Source organism: Lentibacillus halophilus, assembly GCF_039522485.1.
GTDB lineage: Bacteria > Bacillota > Bacilli > Bacillales > Amphibacillaceae > Lentibacillus > Lentibacillus halophilus.
On sequence record NZ_BAAADM010000055.1, the window covers coordinates 77,776 to 91,257 of the forward strand.

A 13,482-nucleotide genomic window follows, 5' to 3' on the forward strand; every position below is an offset into this window, starting at 1 on the left:
TGCTATGAATGATGAAATTATATCATAGGGTGTGGAAGAGTCAAGATGTTTCCGTTATTTTGTGAAATGGAAATAAACGTTTAACAACCATTGCCGGAAATGGATCATGACTGCCAAAGTAATCTGGTTCTGCCCGCGATTATTGGTATAGATTAAACGTCTCAGCCAGTAATTGATAGGAACGCACTTTGGTATTAAAATCATAGATATTTGTTATAACCATGAACTCATCGGTTTGATAACTTTCGTCATTCTTAGGATGATACATAATATCATGACACAGTCCAACACGCATACTGAAATCATTTGCTTCAGCCAGCCATTGGTTTTTCTCTTATCAAAGGAAACTCAATACGCCGCTCTCTTTTAATGGCATGGTTTGAGAATTTTTTAATTCTGAGTAGTTTTTGAAATTGAGTAAGCGTGTAAAAAGACAAAAAAATAAGCCTGCGTGCAGCAAGCTTTTATAAATCTATACCTGTTTCTTTTTGCAAGATGGAAATATGGGCTTTGGCATCTCTCCAAGCTCATTATTGTAATTATTTAGCTTGTGATCGATTCGGCGCATGTGGCCGCGAATGTCGACCATCTCTGTTTCCATATTTTTCATTCTGTTTTCTATATTACCAACTCTATCTTCTAAACGACTGACACTTCCCTTGACGTCTTCTACTTCTTTCTTAAGCTCCCTAAAACCTGTTGATAACTCTTGGGTCGCCACTAGCAGATCTTGATTGGTTATGTCGCTCACCAGTTTCACCTCCCAGATTGACATATACATCATAGCACCAGGAACCATATCCAGCAACCAAACATAATATGACGTTTCAACATGTCGACGCCCTTAAAATTCCGTTCTCTACCAGAGATAAAATACCATTTCACATCCTGGATTTCAGTTTATTTTCCAAATGTCATATCCTCCACCATCCGATCCACTAACGCTTCCTGGTACCCTGCCTTGCCTTTTAGACGCATGGCCGCGGCAACATCTACCAACTCCGGATGGTTGATCCGGGCCAGCTTGTCCAACCGCTCGTCCGGAAGCTTTTTTACCGGATTACTGGCAATATAGGATTCTGTGTCCATGTGCCACAACATGACACGTCCTTCCGGATACCTATCCACCAGACGCTGGGCCATTCCGAGGCCTTCCGGGTCCAAATCACCAGCATAATACATCGTAGCACCTGATTCGGCCAGCTTGTCCAAAAGCACGAGCGCCGCCAATGTAAATTGGCCGTTCGTGCAAACAATCGGAGCGTCCGGCTTGTGATCAAGCAGGGTGGCGCATACGCCTGAATTTTCGACGATCCATACGTCTGACCCGTATGCCGTATAAACAGCTGTTAAACGAATCAGTTCACGGATCGGGACAATTTGGACAGTATTCGCATTGGCTGCTGCCTCCCATACCGGGTGGACGCCGGTATCGGTTTCAGCAAGAAGCCCAGCGCACGTAACGTAGTTCAGCAAGTCGTCCCGGTAAATATGATAGTGTTGCAGCAATTCATTGATCGCCTCGGTGCTTGACGGAACAGTTTGGTGCGACCCGACCGCCAAAACGTGCAGCCACAATTTCCCTAAATCGGTATGCAAGTCGAACGCGTGCGGGTCACCGGTCACACGCTGGCTGAACATTGGCAGACGCTCAGGCAGTTCCGGCAGGTGTCGATACGCATCGTGCAGTTTGGGAGTCATGCGGGCGAAATAATCCGGGTCCTTATCCATGAGCGTCCATATCCAACGACTATCTGCTGGGTTGGCCAGCAGGTGGTCAAACCAGAACATCAAACCGGTATGCGCCTTCTGCAGTTGGACGACATATCGGCGTAAAGCCGCGTCCTTTTCCTCTTTGTGCTGTTTGTTGGACACGATCGTCTCACCGAAAAAGGTATCCAGCAATGGTTTCAGTCCGACGTCCGCGAACCGAGTGCCGGCAAGCTGTTTCTCAAACGTCGCCATCGAGATCGATCCTTTGGCATGCAGTTTCGGACCCGTTATCCCAAAAAAGGCGCCGATGACCTCAAGCTCAGCCTCGGAAAACAAACGAACGGGGATTGTCCCGCCTATGCGGCCCAACGATTCGTATTTCTTTTTAAACTGCTCGAACAGCTTCTTATACGCTGGTTCTCTTTTAAAAAATGTGACAGCTTGCTGTAATTCCTGATCCATAACCAACACCCTTTTACGTATCAGTGGCTACTGCTTCGTCATCCCTGTCCATAACGAGATGCCGTTTGTTTCCGTCCCATTGATAACGGATCACGCTGACAAAGTCGTCATTTTTCGGCCGGATGAGCTCACAAATACTCAGTGAGGTGACCGTGTCATAATCGCCCCAGAGCACTTGCGAATTCATAATGTAATCGAATCCGAGCTCTTCAACAATTTCAAACATTTCCCGGATGTTATTTTCATCCACACCGGCAAATGCTTCATCAAGAGATATGATGTATGGTGCTGTGTCGGCCGCTTCCATATAGCGGGAGTAGCAGGCTGTGAACAACGGAATATACATCGCCATCGCCTTCTCACCACCGCTAAATTTATAAAAAGCATGATTCGTCAATTCCCGTTTCGGTTCACCGGCACGTTGGTAAGACAGTACAAATGAAAACCAATTCCGGTAGTCAAGCACATCTTTCAGCACTTGCAACAGCGTGTTTCCTTCGCCTTGTAGGTCCACCAGTTCTTTGGCCCGTTCGATTTTGGAGCGGAAGTGTGTCATGACCTGGTTAATGTCGTCTTCTTTGAGTAACCTGGCATCTCGTTGCAACAAATCGACCAGCACTTTCGTGTCCATTTCGTCTTCGGTTTCAGCTGTGCGCGGTTTCCACTTAATAGAAAATGACAACCCTGATGATGAATGGCTGTTCTCCATAAGCCGATTCATTTTTTCCGTCCAATCCTGTGCCCGGGCGATCCGGCTCCGGAGTTTCTTACCGACGGAATCAAACAAAATTTCTTCATACAGTTGACGGTCCTGGTCATCGAGCATAGACTGTTGTTGCATGCGGTCGCTTTCCACTTTATCCTTCATATAGTATGGACTGACCCGTTTTCCTTGAAAATCGAGCTGAATCAAACGGCGGGCTGTTTTCTGTTTCCAGTTATTAACGTGCATTCGCTGTTCATCAGTCCATTCATCGTTCATCCATTCATATACCACAGCCGGCATGTCGGCATCGGTCATGCGGTATTCCATTAAATTGGATTGTTGTTCAAAATACACATGTGTAAGCTGGCTTTCAATAGCAGACGGATCCTTTTCCTTCAAAAAGGTGCGGTACTGTTTGACGATGGCAGCAGCCAATTCCCCAATTTCCATTCCCTGTTCGGGTAGGTTGACAAAGCCAAGGTTCACTTCTGCTTCCAGTGCGTCCTTCCAAGCTCCGATCATATTTTCCCAAAAAGCCAATTTCTGTTTGCTCGTTTCAATGTCAGTATGGAGTGTTCCTTGATCCGCTTCTTTTTTCGGTAAATCGGTTTTAATCTGATCAAGTTCGGTCGTCGTTGCCGTTATATCCGCTTGCACATTCTTGATTTGTTGACGGATATCCTCGACACCGGCTGATTCAAGCTGCTTTTCAATTTCTGCAATATTTTGTTCTTTGCGGGATTGGCGGTCAGCGAGCACGTTGCATTCACCCTGTAGGTCATCCACTTCCCCGGCCAATTCCTCCAGCCGCTCGGTCAACTGCTCCAATTGCTGCAGTGTATAGCGATAGGCTGTATGTTCGTTGATCAGGTTATGCAGACGTTTTTCATACTGGCGCATAGCCTTCTTGGCTTCCTGATAGGCATGATGGCTGAATGTGAGATCCAAGTCGCGCGTCACTGTGTCCAGTTTGCTCTTGATCGTTCGATAGACGTCATAAAGTTCGGTCAGCTGCCGATCCAAGTCCTGCAATCGCTTATCATACTGATTGATGTCAAAACGCTTTTCTTTTATATGTGAAAAGCTCTCAGCCAAATCGTCATCAGTGGGAAAAGCCGCCAATGCATCTTTAGCCGCTTGAATAGCAGCTCGCAATTGTTCAATATCTTGTTCGGCTGTTTGTTTTTCCGTCTGCAGCTGTTCCAATTCTGTCGAGAGTTGATCAATCTGTTCCTGGCGGTAACGCCGCCGGGCATTCCGGCCGATAAACCGAACCCGTTCAACGGGAGCTGCGTGTCCATTGACAAGACCAATGTGATACGTCCCGTCAGCGTTGATCGCTGAGTTGTCTGCCGTATCATCAGCATCAACAAGAATGCTGCGCAGTACGTCATCAACCGTTTTTGCACTCACCGCCTCATCATTATCCAAGTCCGTCTGCAAATAATCAGCCAGTGTATGGGCCATCATGATCGGTTTGGCTTTCAATATGCGATCATGTTTCATGGCAACCGATTCATCGGCTACCAACGCATCCAAAAGACCCGCATCGATCAGCGCCGCTTCCAGATGCGTCCGCACCGTTTCCGGCACATGCTCCTGGAACTCGACCGCTTCATAAAACGGCATAAACTGATGACCGACTTGTTCCAGTCTTTTCCGGGCGTCACGGGTGGTCTGCTGACGATTCGGCGGCTCGGGATCACGTTTCGATTTCAATTCATTCAGTTCGTCCTGTTTTTCTTCAATATCTGTTTCCAATTGGGAAATCCGACTATTTTTTGTGGCTATGGATTCATTTATTTGCATTTGATAATCATTGCCCGATTCGACAAAACCAGCGCGAATGGTTTCGTAATCGACCGGCTCATACAAGCGGAGAATGTCTCTAGACGTTTGCTGTAAAAGGTCGTCACTGACCGGCAGAAAATCGTGGTTATCGTTCCACGTATGAATCTCCGTCAATTTATCCTGCTTATCGTTTTCAAAAATAGCGAGCCAGTCCTGCTCTTCCTGTTGCAATCTATCCCGTTCCATTTTTGCGGATGCCATCTCTGCATCGAGTTCTGTTATTTTTTCCTTCTTTTGCTCCCATTCCCGCATCTGTTCAGTAATGGAATCAAGCGTCTGGTAATGCTGCTCTGTTTCTTTTTTCCAAATGGTGAAATCATAATCAGATATCTGATGGCGCTGGAAGTCGTGTTTATTGATCGTATGCTGATGAAACGATGCATCCGCAGCATCAGCATCCAAATCGGTAAGGATATCCGCTAATGTCTCCGCCTGGTTATCCCGTTCGTCCTCAAGCGTGGTTAGTTTTTCTTTTGCAGCAAGTTCCTGCCGTTTTTTCTCGGTGAGCGCATGGTCTTTTTTGGTATAGTCGTTTTGAATATCATTTAATGCTGTGCGCTCGTCCTGTCGTTCTTTTTCCAAATGCCATACTTTATGGCTCTGCAGCCGGGTCCGTTTCTGTTCAAGAACATCATGAGTACGGATGAGCTCACCTTTTCGCTTTTCCAGATCGTTGATTTCCGTATCAAGGGTTTGCTTTTGTTCCTGTTTGGCCCGGACATCCCCGGCTTCGTCATCGTAACGTTTTCTCGCGCGGACGTACTGATCGGCCTTATCCGCCAGTTTGTATTGATTATAGGTATCATACCGCTTCAAAACATTTTCCAGGGCTGTCTGTTCTCGTTCCAGTTGTTCGATCTGCTGTTTCGTTTGATCCATGTGTTCAATGGTATCGGACAAATGACGCAAATCATCATCAGTGAGCGGGGGCAGAGAGGCTTCCAAAATATCGTAAATAGCCGTCGGACGGAATTCTTTGGATAATTTCGGACTGCGCAGCTGAATGAGCAGCTTGATTAAATCATCATACGCTTCCAGATCATCAAATCCGAAAATGTACTTGTTGACCAGTTTCTTATACTCACTCTGGGTCTGTACGACTTGTCCGCCCGTTGCGATGCGATTTTCCAACTGAACGCGTGACAGAGGAATCCGCTGTTTGTCACCACCGTTGTTTTCCCATTCATACAGGGCGAAGTCATGGCCAATGCGACGGTTATCCGTTACAATAAATCCCCAGAAATTCATCGTCTTATGCCGCCGGGCTTGGAGTCCGATGCCGGTGGTGATGTATTGATCCGTATCTTCACGCTTATACTCCAGAAACAGATAGCCGGTCCGTTCATCCCGGTCCACGATATCTTTTTCGCCTAAAAGATAGTCTTCCATTTTACGTGCGCGTGACCCGAATGGATCGAGCCGGTCGGGTGACTTTTTCCCATCCAGCAACACCGGAAGAATGCTTTGCATTGTGACCGATTTCCCCGATCCGTTCGATCCCCGCAACAACAACTTTCCATCCGCGAAATCAAATATTTCATCATCATAGTACCAAAAATTCAAAAGGCCGGCGCGGTTCATTTTCCATTTATGATTTTTGCTCATGTTCTTCATCTCCACCTGTTAAAAAGTCTTTCGGAAAGTGTCCCGTTGCCCGTCCGAACAGTGGTTTAATGATGTAGGCGTTGGTCACTGGTTCAATATCAAGCATTTCCCAATTCTGCAAAAGTTCGATGACATCATTCGTAATACTTGCAATACCTGCTTCTCGGTAATGTTTGCTCCAACCTTTGCCATAGATGTCCCGGACATTTGTCATAATGGTTTCCAGTGCCATGCGTGACAAACGGATCGTACCGAATTCGTCCGGTGTATACGTATCGTAATACCTCATGTAGGTGGCCATATGCAGCGCCACATCCATGATGGCTTTTTGATCGGGGAATAACGTCCACCCTTGTTTTTGTTCCTCCGCCACCAGCAATGCAGCATTTTTAAATATTTCCAGTCGAAATGGTGTGTGTTTCTCGATATCGTCGCGCAGCCGATTGCGGAAATTTCGGATATAGGCAAAATCCGGATCGTTCTCTGATTCCCGGTGTACAACCGGCGAGAGAAACAATTTCCGGTATACCCGCTTGCGCCGCTCATCCGCTTCATGCCGCTCCCACTCACTTGCTAAAATTGATTCGGCCGTTTCATAGTCCAACAGATCCCTTGGATAGGAGCGCATAAAGTAACGAGCATAGACAGTCGTTTCGTACAGGACTTCCTGTTCACTGTCCATCGCGAACCGATCGATTTCACCTTCAACAGATTTTAGGATGGATAATGTTTCAAGTTCTTTAATCACCCGGACAAGAGAACGGCGATGATTGTAGTTCGTCCAATCAAGCGGAAATGGACCCGGAAACAAGTCCTTGATTTCCTCACAAATATCTGACAGCAGAAACTGTTCATCGATCGAACGGCTTTCCGTAAACGCAAGCGCACAACAAAACATCGCATAGTCTCTCGGTTCCTGAAAATTCCGCAGACCCATCCAGGTTTTTGGTTCCACTGGAATTTTTTCCAGCTTAATGAAATGCTGATGAACGATTAATTCAAATCCCAACTTGTCATCGGCGTATCGCTTTAAAATTTTTTCCCGTTCACGGATCGTTTGATACCATTCGGGCTCTTCCCGACGGAGCACCCAAAAATGCTCCAGCAAGTGCGACAGAGCTCTTTCCGCCTTATCATCAAATGGGGTGTTGTCCATGATCGTCCCTCCGTATTCGGCAGCAATGTCCCTTTCCGCTGCTGCGACTTTTCACGACCCGTCAGTCAAGAAAGCGGAATGTCACATTTGGCATCTCGATAGCCCCGTCCTCGGCATTCAGTGTTACCCGCTCGTCTTGTGCTATCGTTACGTTAATCCGACGTCCGAACTCCGTTTTAAAGGACTGGTCATCCCTGGCCATCGCCTTGCCAATCCAGCTCAGAAGCATTTTTCGAACATGCGGTTCCACCACCGGCAGTTCGGCCAAACGTATTTCACTACCGGTCATATAGGACTCTAATGTTTCCTGTTCCAACTGTTTATTCTGTAAATAGGCACGGCGCGCTTGCTCTTTTCGTTGTTGTTGGCTGATAATAGCTCCTGGCTTGCTTTTTTCCCGGTACGTCCGGATGCGCGGCTTTACTTCGTGTTCCACCGGTGCCTCTTCCCAAATATCCGTATAGATATCATCGGTTGGTACATGATTGCTGAATAGATGTTTTGTGTGAAAAACCCCGAAAATAACCGAGGATAATTGATGAGCGTCATTGATGTCCTCCAATGAAGCGAACCAACCGGCCAAGTGTAAGTAATCTTTTTTACGGCTCCGGAAAGAATGGTGCCGTTCCCCGAGCCGCTGCACAATCCGTGTGATGCGGCGAATTTGTTCGTTCGTCCGTGTCTGCAACATATCCAGGTTGCTTTCGCCGTGGATAGTGCCGAGAAACCAGTCACATAAACTGCGCCACTTTTCTGTCTGATCCGTGAACAAATCATTCGCATTCAGCCCGACATCCTCAAAACGTGGGACCTGTTGCTGATGAGCGATGACTTGATTGATGAGCGGTTCCAGCGCATCAAGCGAAATGGCCTCAAGAAGTTCCTGAATTTTGAGCGCAGTTTGCTGGAGACCGATAATGAAATCACGCAAATACGTCGTGAACGTATCTTTGTAGGCAAGAAACGCTTCTGTCTGCATCCGTTCTTCCGCTTCCTCACTATTGATGTGTGCAATGTAGTCAGACGTATTTTGGTTAATCGAACGAAAATAGGCGAAAATATCGTTCCACAACTGGGAGCACTCATCTGCGGGCGGCAGATCCCCATGGCGGATGATGGCTTCCACTTTCAGCAATTCCTGATACAGACGTTCAAACTCTTTTCGTTCGAGGGAACCACCAAAGACGTTGCCACCCCGCTCCATCTCCTGCAGCATGCGCTCGAATTCAATGGTGTATGGCGTCGATTGATAACGATAACGCTTTTTCTTAAACTCTTCAATCGTGCTTGCGCGGTTCATTTCCTGGCGGGCAACAAGATTGTTCCACTTCACCAACTGATCCAAATCCTGTTGCAGTTGCTCTTCCGTATAATCCTGAAACCCTTCCAAATCTCTTAAATACTCGAAAATTTCTTCCGGAAACAAAAATTCCCTCATCCGTTCATGCTGGACGTAAAAATAGCGCAGAATCGCCCGGTAGCTCCACGCTTTCTCTGCTGTCAAATAGGCCGCTTCCTGCACTTTTTTAAACGGTTGCTGCATTGGGATCACCCGCAAAAATCGACTTTATTTTATTGTACGTCCGGTGGTGTGTATTTGTCTATGGTTTTAGTCCCGGGAATTAAAATATACTAAATGAGGACGGCTCCACGGAGTTTCGGCCGCTTTCAAGAATCATTCAGTCGATTCAGTCATTCATTCAGTCGCTTTTGGAACTATTCCGGTCATTTTGAACTATAATCCGGTCACTTACGCAACCAAACCCTATCAAGCTCTTCCTTTTGATGTTTCTCTTCCAAAAATCTGTGCAACGGCGATCCCTGTAATCACCAGTGCCGACCCAGCAATAATGCTGCCAGTAAATGCTTCGCCTAATATCCACCAGCTGAAGAACAGACCGAACACCGGTACGAGCAGCGTCGACAACGTTGCTGTAACCATATCAATGGTGCTCAAAAGTATAAACCAGACGGTAAAGCATAAAGCTGAGGCAAGCACGCCCGTAAATAATATGTAAAAAATGCTCGAACCTGTTAATCGTACCGGTTCCCCCCATTCCATTAACACGGTCGCCGCCAGTATTCCAATCGTTCCGAAGAGCATCTGATATGCGGAGACCTGCAGCTGGGTCATACCTTCCAACTTCAACCGGTAATACATATTCGATGCAGCCCACGCTAATGCTGCTGCCACAATCAGTAGTTCACCAAAAATAATAGCCGGGTCTTTCACAAAAAATATATCCCTGCCAAGAATCAGGACTAGGCCAATCATTCCCATTACCAATCCAGTGATTTTCCCCCGGGTCATGGTCTCACCGAGCAACTTCACCGCAAGAATACTGCTCCAAAGCGGCATCGAGTACAACAATACGGATGATTTGCCCGCATCAACAAATTGCATGCCGTACATAACAAACGAAAAAACAACGCCTGTCTGCAATATACCGACGACAATTAAATGTTTCCACATATGTTTCGGCGGTTTGCCCGCTTTCAACACCCAGATAAGCAGCAGCAGAGTCAATGCACCGGTTCCAAACCGGAATACCGAAAACGTGAACGGTCCCATGAAGTCAAGCACCGCTTTCATAAACACCCATCCGAATCCCCAAATAATCGTGATGAGCAGAATCAGTCCCCATACAATCCCTTTGCTTTCGAATATTGAATGCTTCATTGTCCGAAACCTCTTTTTTGTAATGTGTTACCACTAGTATAGAGATTCCATTGTCACATGACAATACACGCATCTATACCATATCCCACATTTTGAAATTTTGTACCAATATTAATCATTCTATTGATTTTTTGTTTCAATCAGAATACGATGGTTTTGAAAGCGCTATCCCAACGCATATGGAGGTGTTATCACTGGAAGGCATTCTTTACAAAGTCAGAGAATCGCTCGACTATGTTAAACCGTCAGAAAAGGCTGTTGCGGAATATATTCTAAAACATCCCGAAGACACGGTCACAATGTCTGTCAATCAACTGGCACGTGCCAGTTATGCCAGCTCCTCCGCCGTCATGCGATATTGCCAGACACTTGGCTATCACGGATTTAAGGAATTCAAATTAAAATTATCCGGCGATTTGACAGTCATCCATTTGCATGATTTGGAACAGGAACTATTATCACCTGGAGATTCCATTGACAAAATCATGTCTGTTATCACCAATACGAATATTCAGTCCTTGTATAGTTCATTGCAATTAATTCAACAGGATCAATTAACAGCGGCCCATGAGTATTTGATACAGGCAAATAAAATTGATTTTTATGGCGTCGGCTCCAGTTTTCTGATTGCTTATGACGGTATGCAAAAATTTATGCGGATTAACAAAACGTGTACGGCTTATAGCGACTTTCATATGCAAAAGGTTTCGGCTATCAATCTGAATAAAAACGATGCAGCCGTAGCTATCTCCTATTCAGGCGAAACCCAGAACATCATAGACTGTGTCAAAATCGCACAATCCAGAGGGGCCAACGTTATAGCCATCACGAAATATGCGGACACGCGTTTAAGCGCGATAGCAGATACGGTATTATTTGTGGCTGCTCAAGAAGATGAATTCCGGAGTGCCGCCATGTCGTCAAGAATTGCTTCATTAAATGTGATTGATATGCTTTATACGGCTTATGCATATGAGAACTATGACGCTGCCTTATCCCATTTAAATCAGACCTATGAGATTGTACAACAAAGCAAAAGGGAGGAAACAAAACGTGGCAAAAACCTTGACAACCGAAATGCGTAATGAAAAGACAATGCATTTGGACGAAATGAGCACCCGTGAGATATTGCACGTTATGAATGACGAGGATAAGACCGTTCCGGATGCTGTTCACAATGAAATAAACGATATTGAACAAGCCGCAACAACCGTTATCGACTCTTTTCAAAAAGGAGGGAGATTGATTTATATCGGTGCCGGAACTAGCGGTCGTCTCGGAATTTTGGACGCTGTTGAATGCCCTCCGACCTTTGGAACGGATCAGGACAATGTCCAGGGTCTGATTGCCGGAGGAGACAACGCTATCATGAAAGCTGTTGAAGGAGCAGAAGATGATCCGGAGCGAGCCAAAGCTGATTTGAAAGCTCATCATTTAAATGAAAACGATACGGTGGTTGGACTCGCAGCCAGCGGACGCACCCCCTATGTCATTGGTGGATTGGATTACAGTCAAGCCATCGGAGCAAGCACCGTGGCGGTCAGTTGTAATAAAAACGCGGAAAGCAGCCGCCATGCAAATGAGTCCATTGAAGTCGACGTTGGTCCGGAAATTTTGACCGGATCGACCCGCTTGAAAGCAGGAACGGCACAAAAACTCGTACTAAATATGATTTCAACCAGTTCGATGATCCGTATGGGTAAAGTTTTTGAAAATCTGATGGTTGATGTGCAATTGACCAATCAAAAATTGATGAAACGTGCTAAAACGATTATTTCCGTCGCGGCACAAGTTGATCATCATACCGCTTCTTCCTATTTGGAAAAAGCCTGCCACAACCCGAAACTAGCGATTGTTATGATTAAACGGCAATGCGATTATGACGAGGCCAAACAAACATTGGATCAAGCGGGTGGCTTTGTACGCGAAGCTATTGCATTAACAAACAAGGAAGGTGAATGAAATGACTAATCAGGAGATAGCACAATCGATTGTCAAGCACCTCGGCGGGGAGAACAACATTGCCGGTTTGACCAATTGTATCACCCGGCTGCGCATCAATCTTAAATCCCGCAATGATGTGGACCTGGAACCCATTAAACAATTAGATGGCGTATTAAGTGTTATTGACAACGAAACCATTCAAATTGTATTAGGGCCCGGCAAAGTTACGAAAATTGCCAACGAAATTCATGAGAATACGACCATTGATGTTGGTGTGGATGACTCAGAAGACGATGAGGAATTTGATATTGCAGAGGATACGAAGGCAGCTTATAAAGCCAAACAGACATCACGTTTCCAAAAGTTATTCCGACATATCGGCAATATTTTTGTACCGATTGTACCGGGATTGGTCGCTTCTGGACTATTGCTGGGGATCGCTAACTTGATCATGAACCTGGCTGATCCGGATGCCACGGCTGGTTTTCTCGATCCGGCGATTCTTGATTCAAACTGGTACCAACTACTGAAAGCCATTGGCAATCTGTTATTTGGGTCACTGGGCGTATTTGTCGGAATCAACACAGCCAGAGAATTCGGCGGGACAATGGTCCTTGGCGGCATTGCCGGGTTGTTAATTTATGCCCCGGTTTTAGGTGATATTGAGTCGCTTGGTTTGTTTGGTCTGAATTTGCAAATCAGTTCAGGACTCGGTGGTTTGCTCGGCGTCATTGTTGCAGCCTATCTATTTGTAAAGATTGAAAAATTTGTTCGCAATCATGTAGCTGACAGTTTGGATCTCGTCTTGACACCACTCGTCACCGTGCTGGTCGGTTCAGCTGTCACGATTATCATCATCCAACCCGTTGCCGGCCTTCTTATGGACGGCATTACATGGTTCCTAGTAGATGTCATGTTGGAGGCTGGCGGTATAATAGGCGGCTATGTCCTGTCAGCAACATTCCTTCCGCTCGTTACCGTGGGCATGCATCAAGGTCTCATCCCTGTGCACCTGGAACTGATTGACCAATTTGGATCAACAACATTGCTTCCTATTCTCGCTATGGCTGGCGGTGGTCAAGTAGGAGCTGCTTTCGCCATTTATCTCAAGGCAAAAGATAAACGTTTGAAAAATACCGTAGCCAGTGCGTTGCCTGTTGGTATTCTAGGTATTGGCGAACCGCTTATTTATGGTGTCAGCTTGCCTTTGGGACGACCATTTATTACAGCGTGTCTCGGTTCAGGCTTCGGAGGTGCTTTCTTATCGCTCAGCAGTGTTGGTGCTATTACCGTTGGACCTTCTGGATTAGTACTCATTCCATTAATTGCTGACAATAAATATTTGTTATATATTATCGGACTTCT

At 46.0% G+C, this 13,482-nt stretch carries 9 protein-coding genes; 3 read left to right on the forward strand and 6 right to left on the reverse strand.

Annotated elements, in window-relative coordinates; translation table 11 throughout:
* Positions 1 to 472 precede the first annotated feature (472 nt).
* The 6 genes from ABDZ72_RS13175 to ABDZ72_RS13200 form a co-directional block, all read right to left on the reverse strand.
* Positions 473 to 751 carry a hypothetical protein gene (locus ABDZ72_RS13175; RefSeq protein ID WP_343753905.1) on the reverse strand — a complete coding sequence of 93 codons (279 nt, stop codon included), beginning with the start codon at positions 749 to 751 and terminating at the stop codon, positions 473 to 475.
* Positions 752 to 900: 149 nt separating this feature from the next.
* The gene (locus ABDZ72_RS13180; RefSeq protein WP_343753907.1) at positions 901 to 2,175 is read right to left on the reverse strand and encodes a TIGR02679 family protein; all 1,275 of its coding nucleotides are present in this window, start codon (positions 2,173 to 2,175) and stop codon (positions 901 to 903) included.
* Between the two features lie 13 nt (positions 2,176 to 2,188).
* On the reverse strand, positions 2,189 to 6,337 hold the full coding sequence (locus tag ABDZ72_RS13185) for a TIGR02680 family protein (RefSeq protein WP_343753909.1): 4,149 nt from the start codon (positions 6,335 to 6,337) through the stop codon (positions 2,189 to 2,191).
* Positions 6,321 to 7,493: a TIGR02678 family protein gene (locus ABDZ72_RS13190; protein ID WP_343753911.1), complete on the reverse strand. Its 1,173-nt coding sequence runs from the start codon at positions 7,491 to 7,493 to the stop codon at positions 6,321 to 6,323. Before ABDZ72_RS13190 ends, ABDZ72_RS13185 begins: the two co-directional genes overlap by 17 nt.
* 61 nt (positions 7,494 to 7,554) lie before the next feature.
* Positions 7,555 to 9,036: a TIGR02677 family protein gene (locus ABDZ72_RS13195; RefSeq protein WP_343753913.1), complete on the reverse strand. Its 1,482-nt coding sequence runs from the start codon at positions 9,034 to 9,036 to the stop codon at positions 7,555 to 7,557.
* Between the two features lie 225 nt (positions 9,037 to 9,261).
* Positions 9,262 to 10,173: a DMT family transporter gene (locus ABDZ72_RS13200; protein ID WP_343753915.1), complete on the reverse strand. Its 912-nt coding sequence runs from the start codon at positions 10,171 to 10,173 to the stop codon at positions 9,262 to 9,264.
* Positions 10,174 to 10,223: 50 nt separating this feature from the next.
* Between ABDZ72_RS13200 and ABDZ72_RS13205 the strand changes: the two genes are divergently transcribed.
* The 3 genes from ABDZ72_RS13205 to ABDZ72_RS13215 all read left to right on the forward strand — a co-directional run.
* Complete coding sequence (locus ABDZ72_RS13205; RefSeq protein WP_343753917.1) at positions 10,224 to 11,258, forward strand: MurR/RpiR family transcriptional regulator; 1,035 nt, start codon at positions 10,224 to 10,226, stop codon at positions 11,256 to 11,258.
* On the forward strand, positions 11,227 to 12,135 hold the full coding sequence (gene murQ, locus ABDZ72_RS13210) for an N-acetylmuramic acid 6-phosphate etherase (RefSeq protein ID WP_343753919.1): 909 nt from the start codon (positions 11,227 to 11,229) through the stop codon (positions 12,133 to 12,135). The genes ABDZ72_RS13205 and murQ overlap by 32 nt, the downstream gene beginning before the upstream one ends.
* A gap of 1 nt (position 12,136) precedes the next feature.
* A partial coding sequence (locus ABDZ72_RS13215) for a PTS transporter subunit EIIC (RefSeq protein WP_343753921.1) occupies positions 12,137 to 13,482 on the forward strand: 1,346 nt, incomplete at its 3' end.

Excerpts from the sequence above, each read along its gene's own strand:
- ABDZ72_RS13180 (WP_343753907.1), bottom strand. The coding sequence starts at position 2,175 with ATGGATCAGGAATTACAGCAAGCTGTCACATTTTTTAAAAGAGAACCA.
- ABDZ72_RS13185 (WP_343753909.1), bottom strand. The coding sequence starts at position 6,337 with ATGAGCAAAAATCATAAATGGAAAATGAACCGCGCCGGCCTTTTGAAT.
- ABDZ72_RS13190 (WP_343753911.1), bottom strand. The coding sequence starts at position 7,493 with ATGGACAACACCCCATTTGATGATAAGGCGGAAAGAGCTCTGTCGCAC.
- ABDZ72_RS13195 (WP_343753913.1), bottom strand. The coding sequence starts at position 9,036 with ATGCAGCAACCGTTTAAAAAAGTGCAGGAAGCGGCCTATTTGACAGCA.
- ABDZ72_RS13200 (WP_343753915.1), bottom strand. The coding sequence starts at position 10,173 with ATGAAGCATTCAATATTCGAAAGCAAAGGGATTGTATGGGGACTGATT.